Here is an 18,006-nt window from a genome sequence, read left to right on the forward strand (position 1 = left end):
TTTCAAGCGGGACAACACCGGTAACAAGGCGATGTTTGGAGGAAAGAGGCAGGCCCAGAGAGTTTACTAACGTAAAAGCAAGTGTCCCCATCGTCTAGCCCGGTCCAGGACACCGGCCTTTCACGCCGGCAACACCGGTTCAAATCCGGTTGGGGACGCCAGCAAATATAGGGGGTCGTCATGAGGCAATGGCGGCCCTTCTTTTTTGCGGCTGGCAAAAGGAGGTGTTGTTGGGGAGGCAGTGGGGCCTCCAGCACCACAGCCTCAGTCAACTAATTGGGACACCCAGGCATTTGCCGGATGAACCTTATTTAATAGCTACCAAAAAAAGAAACCTCCAGTTAGGAATAAGCTGGGAAAGCAGAGAAAAATCTTAACGACGGAGGTCCCCACTACCTACGATTCTCCCGGTGTTGCAGTACCAGCAAGGTCTGAAACATACGAGCTAGAAGCGCTCGATGAGTCTATCGATAAGATATGAGCTTTCCCGCAGGGCCTGATCACTGAAAGGGCCGAACCACTCGGCGATTCTTGTGAACTCCTCTATGAAGGCCTTTTTGTCTCCGGCCGCCAGCATGGCGAGGTTTTCCTGGATGGAGGCCAGGTAGTCTTTCAGAAGCTGTTGTCTTTCGGGCGAGGCGAAAATTATTTCAGCATACAAGCCGGGGTTCTGGGCAAAAAGCCGGCCCACCATACCCAGCTCCAGCCTGTAAATAGGGCTGGAAAACTCGAGGGTGCGGGCCAGATCGATCTGCTTTTTTCTGAGAAACTGGCCAAAGGCAAAAGTGGCAAAATGCCGCACCGATTGGACGATGCTCATGATGGCATCGTGTTCGCGGGCCTCACACTGGACGACAATCGCTCCCCAGGCAGCGAACTGATCCTTGAGCCACTGACATGCCTGTTCATCTCTACCTGGTGTCGCAACCACAAGCTGCTTGTCCAGGGTAGAGGTGGTGGGTCCAAACAAGGGATGCAGGCCCAGCACAGGTCCCCCATGGTGCTGCAGCATGGCCTCCAGGGGAGCTTGCTTGATGCTGGTGATGTCGGCGAGGACGCAACGCTGTGGAAGATGAGGACCAAGCCTGGCGATCACCTGCAAGGTGATCTCGATGGGTACGCAGATCAGGGCGAGGGCAATGTCCTCACACAGCTCTGTCACGGAAGCCCAATCATCCCTGTCAAGAATGCGCACAGAGTAGCCAGAATCGGCGAACCAGTGGTGAAAATAGTTTCCCATCTCCCCGAGGCCGCCAACAAGAAGTACGGTTTCGCCCTGACGGATGCCCTTTTTTTGCAGTCGAGCCGTCTGTTCAACCCGCGAATGGCGCAGAATGCAGCGGAAAAGTTCCTCAACAAACTCGGGGTCGAGGGCTTTCCCTTTTGCTTGGGCCCGGCGTTGACTTAGCAGGTCTTCTTCACGGGCTGGATGATAAACGGGTAGATTGTGGGTCTTTTTCAAGGCAACAATTTTTTCCACCTCGCTTTTCCGTTTGACCAAAAGGTCCACAATCTGCTGGTCTATCTCGTCTATATTGTGCCGCAGCTCTTCAAGTAGCTTTTCCACGTTTCCTCTTTTCAGCGAGCAAGCATTCTATGTCTTACCAGTTCCAGCGGCAGCAGTTTGCTGGCTGCCGCCCTGTTTGCCCCAGGAGCCCTATCCAAACAAAAAAACACGAGTCTAGTCAAATACCACGTTTGACCGCCGATTGACAAGGTAGAGTACGCTGTCAGGGGAGATCTACTTCGAAAAGGTGGAAAGGGCTCAGGGAAGATTATCTGCCATTTACTTACAAAGGTTGAAGTTTTTTTAGAAAGTTATGAAATGCCCTTGGTGAAAAATAGATCAGTCTGGTTTCCGGGCCAAAAGATATCTCATCACCATCTGAAAGTAGATGCTTCTCATGGGGAGGAATCTTCTTGTTGTTGATAAAAGTGCCATTGGTTGACTTGGTGTCGACAATATATGTCTTTTCACCCTTGGATAAAGGATATATGTAGGCGTGTGCTTTAGAGACCATCTTATTGTAGAGAACAATATCGTTGTGAGGAGAGCGTCCAATAGTAATTGTATCGGGATCTGTATGAGATTTTCTTTTTGATATCTCAATAACCCGAGCTTTTAAAATATCTAGATTTTTCACTCCTCTTTTTATCTGTTCTAAGACATATTTATCTTCAGCTAGTTCTGTACCAAACTGTACAATAACATTCTTGTCAAAGAATTTTTTCGACTTTTCAACCAGAAAACCATTAGAATACTTAGCGATGAAATCATTGGGGGGAGTGTTGCCATATATCGACAAATAGTGGGCTACAGGTTTATATTTTATCTCTCCTGCAACTTCTGGCACTGTAATCTGTTCAAATTGTTTAAATCCTTTTACAAATTTTATTCCTACCCCCTGGTTGTCTTCATCGACTCTAGTAATTATACCTTCACCTTGCAGACCAATAGTCTTGTCATGTCCAGTAAAGTCTGGGGGCAGGAAAAAAGTAACGACCGCCTTGTCATTCACCCGTACGCCATGCCATGCTTTGGTTCTGACAAAAGCGCCTCCCTGGCTCAAATTCATACTCTGCCCTTCGATAGACAAACAAGAGCCAGTCCGACAGTGAATCATCGTGGGAAACTGGTGGTCCAATCTTCTGAATTTTCGACGCTCCTGGGCTTTCATGGCATGCTGACTCCTCGCATTGCAGAGAAGACGCAATGGTCTTCCAAACGCTTGAGTGTACCTCCCGCATTAGCTTCTCACCATGGAGTCCACGCGAACGGCTTGCTTCGCAATCACTCCTCGACTTCTGCAAGAATTGTGCTCTCTCTGATATTGATGAGAATAATACTATAACTTCAAGGAGTTATAAAGAAAAAAGAATACCGATCAACAGCCAATTTTGCCTTGGGATTGTGAAAAAAATGCTACAATATAGTACCCGTTTTGCCAAAAGGTAGTAGTTTGTGAGCCTCTAGTGATACACGTCTATCCTGTATTCTTTAATCTTGTATAGGAGGGCCTTGTAGCTGATACAGAGAATATCGGCTGCTTTTTTCCGATTCCAACCTGTCTCAGCCAGGACCGCCTTGATCAACTTCATCTCCGCTTCCTGGGTGGCCTTTTTCTTGACTTCTTTTAAAGAAGGAAAACGTTTCTCAGGTGATGCTGCCTGCCGCACCTCAGAGCCGGCCGGAGGTGTTGCCGCAGAGATCTTCTGTTCACCAGCAGCATCTCGTGAATCTCTGGTCAAAAGCTCACTCTTGACCGTTTCCCAGTCTCCCAGAATCATTAATCTCTTGACCACATGTTGAAGCTCTCTCACATTTCCGGGCCAGGAATAGCGGCAGAAAAAATCCTCTATCTCTCCCTGTTGAAAGTCGAACTTCTTGAATTCGACCTCTCTGGCAAACCGTTTTTCGAAATAACGGACCAGAGGCATAATGTCCTCGACCCTTTCCCGCAGGGGAGGGATATATATTTTGATTAGATTGAGTCGATAATAGAGGTCCTCCCTGAAGGAGCCGTTGCGAATATGTTGTTCCAGATCCTGATTTGTGGCGGCAAGGACCCAGCAATCAACTTTGATGTCCTTCTTGCCGCCCAAGCGGGAGAACTGAAAGTCTTGGAGCACTTGCAGCATTTTGGCTTGCAGGGACAGAGGCATATCTCCGATCTCGTCCAGGAGAATAGTCCCTTCGTGGGCCAGTTCGAATTTTCCCATCTTGGTGGAGTCGGCGCCTGTGAAGGCTCCCTTTTCGTAGCCGAAAAGTTCGCTTTCCAGAAGTTCGTTGGGAATAGCCGCACAGTTAACTTTGACCAGGGGTTTGTTGCGCCGATCCGAGGTGAGATGGAGTGCCCGGGCAACAAGCTCTTTGCCAACTCCTGTTTCACCAGAAATAATAACATTCAAGTCGCTGTTGGCTACCTGACGAATGATTCCGATTATTTTTTTCATTGGTTGGCTTTCACCAACCAGCATTTCTTCGCCTACATGCATGATGATCTTGTATTTCTGGCAGCTTCAGACTTCGCCTTGGCTTTCTACATACGGCACCTGATGTCCACCTCATGTATTTACTCGAAAATGTGCACGCTAACTTCTCATGATTTTCACCATTTCGTCAAGTGCCAACTGCTAGAGAGCTTTGATGTCTTATAATTTCAATCGTTGTTCTCTCACTCCTCCACTTCATCTTCTTCACCCAGACCATACTTGGCAAGTCGGTAACGGAAAGAGCGAAAGCTTATGCCCAGCAGGTCGGCAGCCTTTTGCTTGGCTCCATGAGTACGCGCCAAGGCCTGCTGCAAAAGATCTCTTTCAAGTTGGCCCAGCACCTCATCCAAGTCGATACCGTCAGGCGGCAAACCCATGGTCACAGCAGCTGGGTGCGTCTGCGCCTGGGTTTGCTTGAAACTTGACAGGGTGAGGCTGTCTGGCAGGACTATATTTGAAGTTTCCAGGGCAACGCTGCGTTCAATTATGTTTTCCAGTTCGCGTATGTTCCCCGGGAAATTGTAGCTCTTGAGTATGTCCAGGGCAAAGGCAGAAATTTTCCTGATGTCCTTGCCCATCTGCCGGCTGTACTTTTCCAGGAAATGTTGTGCCAGTAAAGGAATGTCTTCAGGCCGTTCTCGGAGCGGAGGCATACGGATATGAATCACATTGAGTCTATAGTAAAGATCTTCGCGGAAACGACCTGCCATTACTTCCTGTTCGAGGTCTCTGTTGGTGGCGCTGATTATGCGAACATCAACACTGATTTCCTCGGTTCCCCCCACCATCTTGAATTTTTTTTCCTGAACAGCTCGCAGGAGTTTTACCTGCACAGGAGGAGTGAGTTCAGCTATTTCATCGAGGAAGATGGTGCCCTGATGTGCTGCCTCGAACAGACCGCTCCGTGTAGCTGAAGCTCCTGTAAAAGAGCCCTTCTTGTGGCCGAACAGCTCGCTTTCCATGAGAGTTTCAGGCATACTTCCACAGTTGACCGTGACAAAAGGTTCATTACTGCGAGGACTCTGCGTGTGGATCGCCTTGGCAATCAGTTCTTTGCCGGTACCCGATTCTCCTGTGATCAGGACATTGCTGGTTGCTGCTGCTATTCGAGGGATGAGGTCAAAGATCTTCTTCATCTCGGAACTGGTGCCAATGATGCCGTATTGATCCGAAACAGCAGCGTCGGTGGGCACTCTTTTGTGCAGCACCTCTTGTGTCTGGGCTGTTGCAAGGGCATCACGTATTACTGACTTCATCTCCTGCACTTTGAACGGCTTTGGCAGGTAGTCGTAGGCGCCCCACTTCATTGCTTCCACGGCTGTAGAAGTAGTGGCGTAGGCAGATATCAGGATCACTACAGCCTGTGGATGCAGTTCCTTGCATCTTTTCAAGACTTCGAGGCCGTCCACCTTTTTCATCTTGATGTCGGTTATGACGAGATCGAAAGGTGTTTTTTCCAAGAGGTTTATGGCCTGCGTGCCACCCGCAGCAGTGGTTACCTGATAGCCTTCTTTGGTGAGCATGATTTGCAACAATTCTCTCATGCTCTGTTCATCGTCAACCACGAGGATGTGGGCCATTGCCTCCGCCTCCATGTATATATTTAAATAGATTTGCTTGCTTCCAGGTTCTGTGGGCTGGTACTGTGCTGCCCGAATTAAGAGCACGATGCAAAGGAAGTGCCACTATTTCAGTAAGGATAGTCACGCCAAGAAAATCAATGATAAGGCGGTGACTCATCCTCCCTTTTTCAGTGGTCTATCTAGCCAGTGATCAGAGTGGCAAGTTGTGCCTGCCCACCAATATGCAGATTTCACTAGCATGCAGCCGCCAGTCTTGTAAGGCCTCCGCAGAAAAACTGTCGTAGATTAACCTACTGTATTTCTGATGGCCTGACAAGGTCCACAAATAACAGCTTGCTCGTTGTGCCAGTCCCTTCCCCGGTGGAGCCAGGGGCACGGCCAATCGACTTCTAGGTGTAGGTGCAGCAGCAGGCGCGATCTGTGGGGAAATTCCCCAGCTATCATATTGCTTGGATAGAATTTTAAGCTGTAAAAGCAGCTAGTTATGATTAATTTGTAGTTGAGGTATTTTTTTCTCGGCAAATGGGTTTGACTTCAGGAATGCCCTTTTTTATGATGGTCAAACCCTCGGGTGAATCTTGCCGTGAAAAGAAAAAAATGATTGTTGCCAGCTGCCTGAATACAAGGGTAGAATCTTATTAAGGTTGGTGAAGCGCAAGGAGCAAAAATGGGTTCTTATCAACACCTTGAGTCCCCAGTATTGAGTGAAAACGCCCTGGTCGTACTCAAGAAGAGGTACCTCAGGAAAAACGAGTACGGTGAGGTGGCAGAGACTCCGGAGGAGATGTTCAGAAGAGTTGCCCAGGCGGTTGCCGAGGCTGATCTGAACTATGACCCGGAGGCGGATATCAACCAGGTGATGGCCGATTTCTATCGGCTCATGGTCAAACTGGAGTTCATCCCGAACTCTCCCACCTTGATGAACGCCGGTAGAGAGCTCGGTCAGCTTTCCGCCTGTTTTGTTCTTCCCGTTGAAGACTCCATTGAGAGTATTTTTGAAGCGATCAAACACACTGCCATGATTCACAAGAGTGGCGGCGGTACAGGGTTCTCCTTTTCCAGGGTAAGGCCGGAAAACGACAAGGTCCTCTCCACCCAGGGGGTCTCCAGTGGTCCTATCAGCTTCATGACGGTGTTCGATGTGGCCACCGAGACCATAAAGCAGGGTGGAACCAGGCGGGGCGCCAATATGGGTATTTTGCGAGTCGATCACCCTGACATCGAGCAGTTCATCACCTGCAAGACTGATAACGACAAGCTGAACAATTTCAATATCTCTGTTGCCGTGACCGATAAATTCATGCAGGCGGTGGAGAGTGACAGCGAATATGATCTGGTAAATCCACGCACGGGAGAAACCACCAAGAGGCTTGCCGCCAGGGAGGTATTCGAGCTCATCGTCGACTCTGCCTGGAGGAATGGAGAACCTGGAATAATCTTTATCGACACCATCAACCGTGACAACCCCACACCTCACGTGGGCAGCATCGAGTCCACCAACCCCTGTGGGGAGCAACCTCTGCTGCCTTATGAGTCCTGCAATCTGGGTTCGATCAACCTGGGTAAGGTGGTGCGACAAGGAAAGATAGATTTCTCGAAGCTGCAACAGATAGTTCACACCAGCGTGCATTTTCTGGACAATGTCATAGACGTGAATCGCTACCCCCTGCCAGAGATCGAAGAGATGACAAGGGCGAACCGCAAGATTGGCCTGGGTGTAATGGGTTTTGCGGACATGCTAATTGCTCTGGGCATTCCCTACAATTCTGAGGAGGCTATTGAAACGGCGCGAGAGGTCATGTCGTTCATTCAGCGTGAGTCCAAGACGGCGTCTGCAGAGCTTGGCAAGCAGCGGGGAAATTTTCCAAACTATCCAGGTTCTATTTATGACAGGCCTGAGACGCCTTACATGAGAAATGCTACAACTACCACCATTGCACCCACCGGCACCATAAGCATCATTGCGGGCGCTTCCAGTGGCATTGAACCGATTTTTGCTGTTACCTTCCTGAGAAAAGTACTAGACGGACAGGAGCTCCTGGAAGTTCATCCTCTATTTCGCCAGATAGCCGAGGAGCGGGGCTTCTATAGTGATTCGTTGATGAAGGAGATTGCCGAAAAGGGCTCACTCCAGGATATTGCGAACATCCCCGAGGATGTGAAGCGGCTGTTTGTGACTGCTCACGATATCAATCCAGAATGGCACATCCGCATCCAGGCAGCATTTCAAGAATACACGGACAATGCCGTGAGCAAGACCATCAACTTCCCGCATTCCGCCACCCGGGAGGACGTCCGCTCTGCCTACCTGCTGGCCTACCACTCTGGCTGCAAGGGGTTGACAATATATAGGGACGGCAGCAGAGAGACACAGGTCCTCAATATTCAGCGCAAAGCTGAAGCTCCTCAGGTAGTTCCTCGTCCCCGCCCAGAGCGCACCTACGGCGTCACTCAAAGAATGAGCACTGGCTGCGGCAAGCTATATGTGACCATCAATAACGATGAGCTGGGCATCTGTGAGGTGTTTGCTCAGATGGGCAAAGCAGGCGGATGCGCCAATTCACAGATTGAAGCTACGGGCAGATTGATTTCGCTGGCCCTTCGCTCCGGGGTCAAGATAGAATCGATTCTCAAACAGCTCATGGGCATTCGCTGCCCCTCTCCAGTGTGGCAAAACGGTGAGATGGTGCTCAGCTGTTCAGATGCCATTGCCAAGGTGCTCAATGAATATACTGACAGCGGTTTCAATAACATGATTGCTGAGATGGGCGCCTGCCCAGATTGTGGTGCGGCAGTGGAACATGAAGGCGGCTGCATTGTCTGCCGCTCATGCGGATTTTCCCGCTGCGGCTGAGCAGGTAATGGTTATTGAGCGGGTAGTCACAGCGGCTGCTCCAGATCTTGATTGCAAGGCTGGCTGAGGAACAGGTTTACTTGGCGAACTGACGTGCACATCCTGTCTGCGCTCCACTCGTGGCCTGCATCAGCGAAAAAGGCCGTAGCTCTGCAGCGGCAACTGGCGCGGCAAGTGGTACTCCAGCCATTGCCTAGGAGACCGCAGCTCATAGCCGGCGCTGATGTGGGTTACCGACCTGACGACAGCAAAGTCGTAGCGGCTGTGGCTGTCTACAGGCTGCCGCAACTCGAGCTTCAGGAGCTGCTGACAGTAGAAGATCACGTTTCATTTCCCTACGTTCCTGGACTTCTTTCTTTTCGAGAAATTCCTTCTCTGCTCAAGGCATTTGAGCACCTGCAGCTGCAGCCCGACATAGTACTCTGCGACGGCCAGGGCGTGGCCCATCCACGAAGGTTAGGACTTGCCAGTCATCTGGGATTGTGGCTTCAGGTTCCCACTGTGGGTTGTGCCAAGAGCAGACTTGTGGGTGAACATGGCAGGGTAGGGGAGAACCGCGGCCAGTACCGCTCCCTTATGCATGCAGGTGAGCGCCTGGGAGTGGTGCTGCGAACCAGGCGCAGGGTAAAGCCTCTTTACATCTCTCCCGGGCACCTCGCTGATGTGGACTCCAGCATGAGGTTAGTACTGCGCTGCTGTCGCAGATTTCGTCTGCCCGAGCCTATTCGCCGGGCTCACCTCACAGTACAAAGAGAAGTGCATTCTCGAGCCGCAACATAACATGGATGGATGCTCTACAAGCGGCAGCTGAGGCGGGGATGTCTCTGCAGCCAAAAGGGCCGCAGTCTGAGGCATGGCCCTGGGAGGTCCAGCAAAGGGACGTTAATCTGTCGGCAACAGCAAATGTATCCAGGGCAGGACAGCGTCTGGATGTGAATCAGCATCATTTGGATCAGTTTTCCTGCGGTATTCGCGAACATTGGCATAGCCATCGCCATCGGCATCAGCAGCGCCATCGTCATTCAGGGGGTTGAGGCCGTATTGGACCTCCCAGCCGTCTTGCATGAAGTCACCATCTGTGTCAGGCTCATGTGGATTGGTGCCAGCGCTATACTCGGCTAGATTAGTCAGTCCATCCAAGTCTGGGTCATCAGAGGCATCGTTCAGGGAAGGGTTCAGATTGTTGGCTGCTTCCCAGCTGTCCGGCATACTGTCACCATCACTGTCCACCCCAAGCCTGGTGGAGTTGAAAATTGCCTGAATGGTATGGTTCGCGTTCACCTTGCTGAAGGTATACTCCTCCACTACACCGACTGATTTGCCGTCTACCTGGACGTCGGCGATAAGATAGCCTGGCTCGGCAGTTATTGCAAAAGACTGACTGCCGCCACTGGAGACTTCAATCGTGCCAGCGGGTGAAATGGAACCATTAGACCCGGCTGTGGCAGTAATAGTGTAAGTTTTGGCAGTCTGGCATGAGTCGACACCCTGCTGTCGGCCAAAGTCCTGGGTCCAGTAGTGTCCGTACCGACTGGAACTGTTGTAACTGTAGCCCACACCTATGTCACAGAAAGAAGAATTGAGGATGTTTGCCCGATGGCCGTCACTATTCATCCAGCCATTCATGACTGCTTCGGGCGTGGAGTAGCCGCCGGCAATATTTTCACCGCAATAGTTGTAAGAATAACCAGCGGCAACAATGCGCAGGTGAAACTCGCTGCCGTCATAGCTTTCGTGCGCAAAGTAATCCAGCTCTGCCATTTCTTGTGAATGGCCAAGAGCGGCATCATAAAGGCGGCCGTCCCAGATCAAGGGAGGAATGCCTGCTGTTTGCCTTTCCAGGTTGACCAGTTCATATACCTCCTGCTCCATGGTGGATGGTGTCCCTTGCTCGGCAGCAGGGGAGACGGCCGCAGGGGAATGAATCTCACGGATTACATGCAGACTGCCTTGCAGCGGGCGAATGAGGTAGCACATTTCGCCGAAATAGATCATTCCTGCCAACCTGTCATCCTCCACCACCAGAGTAACCAGAGCATCCTCTTGCTGCTCGGCATAGCCGATCCAGGCAAAGCCGCGGGAGCCGCTGCGTTCAACATGATGTAGAAATGCCCTTATATTGACATCCGGAAAAAGGTTCAGAGAGAGTTCTTCGGCATTGCCTCCAGCAAGCTCGGTAAAGTTAACTTCTACCGAGGCCTGACGAAGCACCACATCTTTGTTTACCGGGAAAGCATCGGCGGACAGAGGCCCGGAATAATCGGCAAACAGAGCAGCATGGGCAGCGACTGGGGCAAGGGATGCCACAGCGACGACCAGAGAGAGAAGAAAAACTGCGCCGATCTTTCGCATGAATGCTCCCCTAGGACTAGGCGCCCTGTCTTATGTGGGCCCCTGTTACTGCTGGAGTGATCTGCAGCAGCAGTCTGTTGTTCGCTCCTGTCTCAGTTTATGAAAGAAAGTTGTCACCGGGTAAAGCAAGTCGCATGCCCGAGAGAAGGCATGCATGGCAGTTTGTTGAGCAAAACCTGCTTTTTTAAATTAATCGTGTAATATCACAATGTTACATAAAGAGATTTGCGAATTTCTCCACTTGCTGAACAGCTGGAAATGTTTGCCCGAGAACATGCTCAGCTTCGAGCTGTATATGATTTTGTACTGCTGTCCAGCGAGGGTAGGCAAACGTGCATGGAGCCAGCCCAGCGGTCTCATGAAACAGGTAAAACGACCGGCCCGCTCGGTATGCTACCGGCAGCAGAAAAATGAAGCTCAGCGGCACTGCAACACTTCAATTATTCTCTGATGCAAATTGTCAAAGGAGCCGGTGGACATGAGCAGCAGCACATCCCCCGGTTCTGCCCTGCTGGAGATAAAATGCAGTATGGCGTCGGCATCGGCGAAATGATGGGCTTCCACTCCTCGCTTGCCTATGGCTGCGGCCAGTTTTTCCACAGAGAGCCTTTCTGCAGCAGGGATGCTTTCCAGGCCGGGCGGCTCTTTCAACAGCACCATATGGGCTGCATCAAAGGCCTCAGCATAGGCCTGCTGAAACACGCCTCTCCTGCTAGAGTTGGTGCGCGGCTCAAAAATAGCCCAGAGGCGGTGTCCAGGATAGTACTGCTGCAGTGCTCTGACTGTGGCATTAACAGCTGTAGGGTGGTGAGCAAAATCATCGATTATTGTAATGCCGTCAACTCGAGCGCGCACCTCCTGCCGGCGCCGGACGCCCTTGAATGTGGAGAGTGCCTCAACCATGGCGGCAGCTGCCACCTCCAGTTCGTGGGCCACAGCAATAGCGGCGAGAACATTGCTCACATTGTGCCTGCCAGGGAGGGATGAACCCAGCTGGATCTGCAAGTCTGAGGGGCCGCTGACTAGAAAATTGGTGCGCCCCTGGGTGCAAAGAATTTTGCTGGCCATATAGTCGGCCTGCTCGCGAATGCCATAGGTTACTACTTTACAGACAGCCTCTTTTTGCAACTCTCGGACATTCGGGTCGTCAGCATTGGCAACCAGGATGCCCTGGGGCGGAATGAGGGAAACGAGCTGCGAGAACGCTTGTTTTACAGCCTGCAAGTCAGCGAAGATGTCAGCATGATCAAACTCCACACTGGTGAGGATGCAGACGTGTGGGCGGTAATGGAGAAATTTTGGACCCTTGTCGAAGAAGGCAGTGTCGTATTCGTCACCCTCCACCACAAAATAAGGACCGTTGCCGAGGCGGTAGCTCTGCTGCCAGTTGGACATAATGCCGCCCACCAGGCAACCCGGATCCATGCCGGCAGTAGTGAGGAGCCAGGCCAGAAAAGTGGTGGTCGTTGTCTTGCCATGGGTGCCAGCCACCACAACCGGCAAGCGACCTTCCAGAAAGAAGCGGCTGACGGCTTGTGGCATTGAGCAGTAAGGTAAACCCTGCTCGAGAACGGCCTGGGCTTCAGGATTATCACGGCGGATTACATTGCCGATAATCACCAGATCGGGAAGAGGTTGGAGATTTTCCAGTGCATATCCCTGGTTAATGGCAATTCCTCTGGCCCTCAGAAAAGTGCTCATGGGAGGATAAATATCCTGATCCGAGCCTTGCACCTGGCAGCCGGCCTCCTGGAGCATAGCTGCCAGGGTGCCCATGCCAGTGCCGCAGATGCCCAGCATGTGGATCCGTTTGCAGAATTTTGACGTCGGTACACTGTCTTTCATGGCGGCTTCCTCGGAGGAGATCTCGACTGCCACTTGGCTATTGTCTCCACAACTGTTCAGGGGAGATTCATGGGCATGCTGCCCGCTGCTGTTGAAAAAGATTGCATTATTCGGGCCAGGAAATACACCTCTAAACATGCCTGTAGCATCTGCACCGCACTCCACATTTCAACCATACTGCTCCATCACCATATCGTGGAGCAGCGGTCTGAACTCCCTTATCCTGTCATTTTTTCTGGTGGGATGGACCCGGTTGCTCAGCAGGATCACCGCCACTTCTCTGTCCATGTCCAGCCACATGGATGTGCCGGTGAAGCCAAGATGTCCTATGCTGCGGCGAGAAAAATAACGCCCAGCACTCGAACCCGAAGATGAAGGAGTGTCGAAGCCCAGAGCCCAACTGCTGTGTGGATCCAGGTCAGCAGGCCGCAGGAAGGTGGCCAACAGCTCTGCCGACCACAAAGGAAAGGGCCCTCTCGACTTGATGGTGTCCACAAGGGCCTGGAGCAGCCATTTGATATCCTGAGCCGTGCCAAAAAGTCCGGAGTGGCCGCACACCCCGCCAACCACGTAGGCATTCTCGTCATGCACTTCCCCAACAAGCACTCGACCCCGCCAGGGGCACTGTTCAGTGGCTGCATAATCCTGGCCACTATGGGCGGCAGCTGAACCGACTGGCAGAAATGCCAGAGTCGAACAGCCGAGCAGGCTATAGAGCTTCTGCTGGGTGAATCTGTGCAAGTCCAGGCCAGTCTTGAGCTCAATGAGCCAATCGAGGAGCATGTATCCCAGGTCGCTGTACACCGTTGCACTTCCAGGTGAGTGTGCCAGCGGTTCCTGCAGGAGGAGTTCCCGCAGGCGAGTCTTGCGGGCGGACATGGGCAGGTCCTGCAGGGTCAGATAGTAAGGCTGCCAACTGGGCAAGCCAGAGCAGTGACAGAGGAGTTGCCTGACAGTAATGTCGCTTTTGTCTGCTGGCACCAGATGGCGAGGCAACAGCTCAGACAAACGGCTGTCAAGATGCAGAACCTCAGCCGTTGCCAGGGTGAGAATGGCAAGAGCCGTGGCAAGAGGCTTGGTTAGTGAGGCCAGATCAAAAAGGGTATGCCTGCTCATGGGCCGCTGCACAGGCAGTACACAGGCGCTGCCCACAGCATGGCACAGCATTGTTTTGCCCCTGCGGCTTACCAGCAGCACAGCACCGGGAAATACTCCCTCGGCAACGGCTTCCTCTAGGAGCTGGCGAATGCTTGATGCAGCAGTCATGGTTCGGTAGCTGTATGGAGATAGCTGAGCGTGGCCTTGGCAGCATCCAGGGTGGCTGGGATGCCCAGGGGCAAAGTGAAGTTCCTGGAGCCGTGCCCCACGGGAGCTCCCGCAAGCACAGGAAAGGAACAGCCCGCCAACCGTTCGTCGAAAAGCTCTAGAATCTGAGCTGGCGGGGCACAGTCTGTAAAGTCTCCCAGTAAGAGTCCCTTGATGCCAGCCAGTAGACCACAATGCACAAGCTGGGTGAGCATCCTGTCAACGCGGTACAGTGATTCGCCTCTGTCCTCGAGCAAGAGAATTGCGCCGTTGAAAGAAGGCAGGAATCTACTGCCCACAAGATGGCTGATGGTGGTGAGGTTCCCTCCCAGGACAGGGCCGGTTGCTCTGCCAGGAAGAAGACATTCACAATTTTCAAAGTGAAGTGTCAGGGGCTCTTCACTGCTGAGCACCTTCCACAGGCATTGAAGGCTCTGACCGTCAATGGTTGCCAGATTCGCAACCGTAGGTCCATGAAAGCAAATTATCCCTGCATGTCTGTAACAGGCGAGAAGCAATGAGGTGAGATCGCTAAACCCCACGAGAATCTTGGGTGTCTGTCGCAGCATCTCATAGCTCAGCCTCGGCAGGATCCGCAAAGAGCCGTAGCCACCTCTGGCAGAGAATATTGCCTTGAGGTCTGAGTCTCGGAAAGCTTCATTCAGTTGACTGCTGCGATAGTCGTCGCTGCCCGCCAGATAGGCAAAGCGGGGGTCAACCTCGAGGGGGGCAACGTTAACCTGTAAAGCAAACTCGTCCAGCCGTTCGAGGCCGGCCTCCAGTTCGTCTGCAGGGCTGGGGCTCGCCGGCGTCAATACCGCAACGCGATCTCCGGGGTGCAAGCGGCGAGGTCTCAAAGGTGGCAGCATGGGCTTGCAGCTATTCCTTTTCACAGATGGCTGCCGGGTTTTGCCTGAAGGGCGAGGCGGGAAGGTGCCTGCTCCACAAGGGAGCAAGCTGCAGCCGCACCCAGCAGTTCATCGTTTACTCGACTTTGCCTCTGGGCGGTTTCTTTCAAATATGATCCTGAGACCCTCGAGAGTGAGGTCGTCATCCACCACCTGGATCTCTTCTGATTCGTTGGCGATCAGAGCCGCCAGGCCGCCAGTGGCCACAACCATTGGTTCTGTGCCCATTTCTCTCTTGATGCGTCTGACAATGCCGTCCACCAGACCGGCGTAGCCATAAATGATGCCCACATTCATAGCACTGATAGTATCCTTGGCAATAATGTTTTTTGGTTTGGCAAAGATTTCTACCCGCGGCAGTTTGGATGCCTTCTGGAAAAGAGCTTCACAGGATATGAGCACCCCGGGGCTGATCACCCCCCCCAGGTATTCCCCTTTGGGTGAAACATAATCGAAGGTAGTGGCAGTACCAAAATCAACGATGATAAGAGCGCTCTTGTACTTGTGATAAGCTGCCACTGCGTTTACAATACGGTCCGCCCCCACTTCTTTGGGATTGTCATAAAATATGGGCATTCCCGTACGAATTCCAGGTTCGATGATGAGCGGCACCAGATGGAAATACTTGCCGGCAAATTCGACAATAGTGTTGAGCATGGGCGGCACTACGCAGGAGACTACCATGTGCGTTACATCTTCAAAGCGAACATCTCTGGCAGCAAAGAGATTTCTCATGAGAATACCGTACTCGTCGGCAGTAATGTCCTGTTCGGTGCGAATGCGCCAGTGAGTGACCAGGATGTTCTCCCGGTAGAGGCCGAGAACGGAATTGGTATTCCCTATATCCAGGGCGAGAAGCATGGCAGTTAGTCTCCTGGCAACGACCGGTCGAGCGGCTCATATTGTGCGGATGTCAGCCAGCGGTCAGAAACAGTGTTGGGCGGGCGACAGAAGTGAGCTTCTTCCTGCTAGGCCATTGCTTTTTCTATGACTGCAGCAGTTTCTTCAGCCAGTGTTGCCACCAGTTCTTGATCCTTGCCCTCCACCATTACCCTGATCACTGGTTCGGTGCCTGAAGCACGAATAAGCAGCCGCCCGGTTTCTCCCAGCTTTTCCTGCACCATCTTTACAGTGCGGGTTACCTCTGGCAAACTTTCCAGCGGTTTCTGCTCTTTGACTTTCACGTTGACGAGATGCTGGGGATAGCGTTCCATCACAGATGCCAGTTCCGAAAGAGGCTTCTCTTCTGTCAGCATGACCTCGAGAAGTTTGAGAGCAGACAGTATGCCGTCCCCGGTGGTGTTGTGGTCCAGGAAAATGATGTGTCCTGACTGTTCACCTCCCAGGTTGAATCCCCCCTGACGCATTCTTTCTGCCACGTAGCGATCTCCCACAGGCGTTCGCTCCACAGTGCCGCCCAGAGATCTGATGGCAACCTCCAGACCCATGTTGCTCATAACTGTGGTGACGAGGGTGTTCTGCTTCAGCTGCTGGTCTCGCAACATGCGGCCAGCGCAGATGACCATCAATTGGTCGCCATCCACCACCCGTCCTTTCTCATCCACACAGATGACTCTGTCGGCATCTCCATCGAAGGCAACGCCGAGGTTGGCCCCAGACTCCCGAACAAGTTCTGCCACCACCTGGGGATAGAGGCTGCCGCAGCCATCATTAATATTGTGGCCGTCCGGATTGACCCCTGTGAGCACAAGCTCGGCTCCCAGTTCCTCGAAAACTGCCGGGGCGACCTTGTAGGCGGCACCATTGGCACAGTCCACTGCTATCTTGATGCCATCCAGGGTCAAATCTCGAGAGAGGGCATGTTTCAAGAAGACCACGTAACGGCCAACAGCATCATCGATCCGGAAAGCCTTGCCCACTTCTTCAGCAGTGGGACGAAGATGGTCGATGCCGTTGGTGAAGATCAAATCTTCAATGCGCTGTTCGATTTCATCCGGCAATTTGAAGCCGTCTCGAGAGAAGAATTTTATGCCATTGTCCTGAAAAGGATTGTGAGAGGCAGAGATGACCACCCCGGCGTCTGCCCTCATGCTGCTGGTAATGAAGGCAATGCCGGGAGTGGGCAGGGGGCCGACCAGCAAGACATCAACGCCCATTGAACAGATGCCGGATGCAATGGCATTCTCGATCATATATCCTGACAGACGGGTATCTTTGCCGATGACGATCTTGGGTCGCCGGGTGGTGTTCTTGAACACGTAAGCGGCTCCACGCCCCAGCTGTAAGGCGATCTCGCTGGTCATAGGATATACATTGGCTACGCCTCTAACACCGTCTGTGCCAAATATTTTGCCCATGGCCCGTCCTCTCTCGAACTAGTCAGCATGCAATACAGTGTCCACCATATCTGCCAGTTGACGGCATATCTCGACCTCGTGCACCCGCAGGATATGAGCCCCGTGCAGAATGCCCACACAGGCAGTGGCCCAGGATCCTGGTTCGCGTTCAGTTACTTCCTTGTCGAGCACCGCACCAATAAAAGATTTTCTCGAAGTGCCGAGAAGAATCGGCAGCTGCAAAACAGTCAGAGCATCCAGATGCTTGAGCAGGAGCAGGTTGTGCCTCACAGTCTTGCCAAAGCCTATACCCGGATCAATGAGCAGCTGCTTTCTATCAATGCCGGCAGCACAGGCGTATTGAACTCTCTCTTGCAGAAAACTTATGATTTCAGCAAGGAGGGCATCATAGCGGGGATTCTTCTGCATGGTCCGCGGGGTTCCCTGCATGTGCATGAGGACCACCGGCACATTGGCAGCAGCCGCCACCTTGCTCATTTCTGGATCTGCCCGCAGAGCGGTGATATCGTTGATCACAGTTGCTCCCACCTCCAGAGCGGCGCGAGCCACTTCGGCCTTTGCCGTATCTACAGAGATGGGAATGGTCAGCCGCTTTGCCAGTTCAGCAATAACTGGAATGACGCGCCGCAGCTCTTCTTGCAGAGGAACAGGTTCAGAAAAAGGCCTGGTGGATTCACCGCCCACATCCAGGAGATCTGCCCCCTGCGAGGCAAGCAATTCTCCCTGGCGGATGGCCTGCTCAATCTGATAGAATTCGCCGCCGTCCGAAAATGAGTCTGGTGTTACATTGATGACCCCCATGAGCAGGGTCCGTTTGCCAAGCTCGAGGGTCTTGCTGCCGCATTTAA

The 18,006-nt window shown here is 52.4% G+C and carries 12 protein-coding genes, 1 tRNA gene and 1 pseudogene; 3 read left to right on the forward strand and 11 right to left on the reverse strand.

The features are described from left to right. Positions 1 to 83: 83 nt before the first annotated feature. Positions 84 to 161 (forward strand) — tRNA-Glu (locus tag JRI89_10590). Between the two features lie 284 nt (positions 162 to 445). Here JRI89_10590 and tyrA read toward each other — a convergent pair. The 4 genes from tyrA to JRI89_10610 form a co-directional block, all read right to left on the reverse strand. After that, positions 446 to 1,582 (reverse strand): bifunctional chorismate mutase/prephenate dehydrogenase, encoded by a 1,137-nt coding sequence (tyrA, locus tag JRI89_10595; GenBank protein MBW2071690.1) that lies wholly within the window; start codon positions 1,580 to 1,582, stop codon positions 446 to 448. 208 nt (positions 1,583 to 1,790) lie between these two features. Continuing rightward, a complete protein-coding gene (locus JRI89_10600; GenBank protein ID MBW2071691.1) occupies positions 1,791 to 2,678 on the reverse strand; it encodes an FHA domain-containing protein in 888 nt (295 codons plus the stop codon). A 292-nt stretch (positions 2,679 to 2,970) separates the two neighbouring features. Continuing rightward, positions 2,971 to 3,978 carry a sigma-54-dependent Fis family transcriptional regulator gene (locus tag JRI89_10605; GenBank protein ID MBW2071692.1) on the reverse strand — a complete coding sequence of 336 codons (1,008 nt, stop codon included), beginning with the start codon at positions 3,976 to 3,978 and terminating at the stop codon, positions 2,971 to 2,973. Between the two features lie 197 nt (positions 3,979 to 4,175). Then, positions 4,176 to 5,573, reverse strand: coding sequence for a sigma-54-dependent Fis family transcriptional regulator (locus tag JRI89_10610; protein MBW2071693.1), 1,398 nt, complete (start codon positions 5,571 to 5,573; stop codon positions 4,176 to 4,178). Positions 5,574 to 6,243: 670 nt separating this feature from the next. On the opposite strand from JRI89_10610, the gene JRI89_10615 reads away from it, so the two are divergent. Further along, positions 6,244 to 8,430, forward strand: coding sequence for a vitamin B12-dependent ribonucleotide reductase (locus tag JRI89_10615; GenBank protein ID MBW2071694.1), 2,187 nt, complete (start codon positions 6,244 to 6,246; stop codon positions 8,428 to 8,430). A 99-nt stretch (positions 8,431 to 8,529) separates the two neighbouring features. After that, on the forward strand, positions 8,530 to 9,210 hold the full coding sequence (nfi, locus tag JRI89_10620) for a deoxyribonuclease V (GenBank protein MBW2071695.1): 681 nt from the start codon (positions 8,530 to 8,532) through the stop codon (positions 9,208 to 9,210). A gap of 717 nt (positions 9,211 to 9,927) precedes the next feature. On the opposite strand, the pseudogene JRI89_10625 reads toward nfi, so the two are convergent. The 7 genes and pseudogenes from JRI89_10625 to folP form a co-directional block, all read right to left on the reverse strand. Further along, positions 9,928 to 10,302 (reverse strand): annotated as a pseudogene (locus JRI89_10625) (CAP domain-containing protein). 897 nt (positions 10,303 to 11,199) lie between these two features. Further along, entirely contained in the window at positions 11,200 to 12,627 is a 1,428-nt protein-coding gene (gene mpl, locus JRI89_10630) for a UDP-N-acetylmuramate:L-alanyl-gamma-D-glutamyl-meso-diaminopimelate ligase (GenBank protein ID MBW2071696.1), read from the reverse strand. A gap of 168 nt (positions 12,628 to 12,795) precedes the next feature. After that, on the reverse strand, positions 12,796 to 13,893 hold the full coding sequence (locus JRI89_10635) for a serine hydrolase (protein MBW2071697.1): 1,098 nt from the start codon (positions 13,891 to 13,893) through the stop codon (positions 12,796 to 12,798). Next, positions 13,890 to 14,825 carry an LD-carboxypeptidase gene (locus JRI89_10640; GenBank protein MBW2071698.1) on the reverse strand — a complete coding sequence of 312 codons (936 nt, stop codon included), beginning with the start codon at positions 14,823 to 14,825 and terminating at the stop codon, positions 13,890 to 13,892. The genes JRI89_10635 and JRI89_10640 overlap by 4 nt, the downstream gene beginning before the upstream one ends. Before the next feature lie 84 nt (positions 14,826 to 14,909). Further along, positions 14,910 to 15,701, reverse strand: coding sequence for a type III pantothenate kinase (locus JRI89_10645; GenBank protein MBW2071699.1), 792 nt, complete (start codon positions 15,699 to 15,701; stop codon positions 14,910 to 14,912). Positions 15,702 to 15,808: 107 nt separating this feature from the next. After that, positions 15,809 to 17,158, reverse strand: a complete 1,350-nt coding sequence (locus tag JRI89_10650; protein ID MBW2071700.1) for a phosphoglucosamine mutase — start codon at positions 17,156 to 17,158, stop codon at positions 15,809 to 15,811. An 18-nt stretch (positions 17,159 to 17,176) separates the two neighbouring features. After that, the gene (gene folP, locus JRI89_10655) at positions 17,177 to 17,959 is read right to left on the reverse strand and encodes a dihydropteroate synthase (protein ID MBW2071701.1); all 783 of its coding nucleotides are present in this window, start codon (positions 17,957 to 17,959) and stop codon (positions 17,177 to 17,179) included. Between the last annotated feature and the right edge of the window lie 47 nt (positions 17,960 to 18,006).

The sequence above is a fragment of the Deltaproteobacteria bacterium genome, from assembly GCA_019309045.1.
GTDB lineage: Bacteria > Desulfobacterota > Syntrophobacteria > BM002 > BM002 > JAFDGZ01.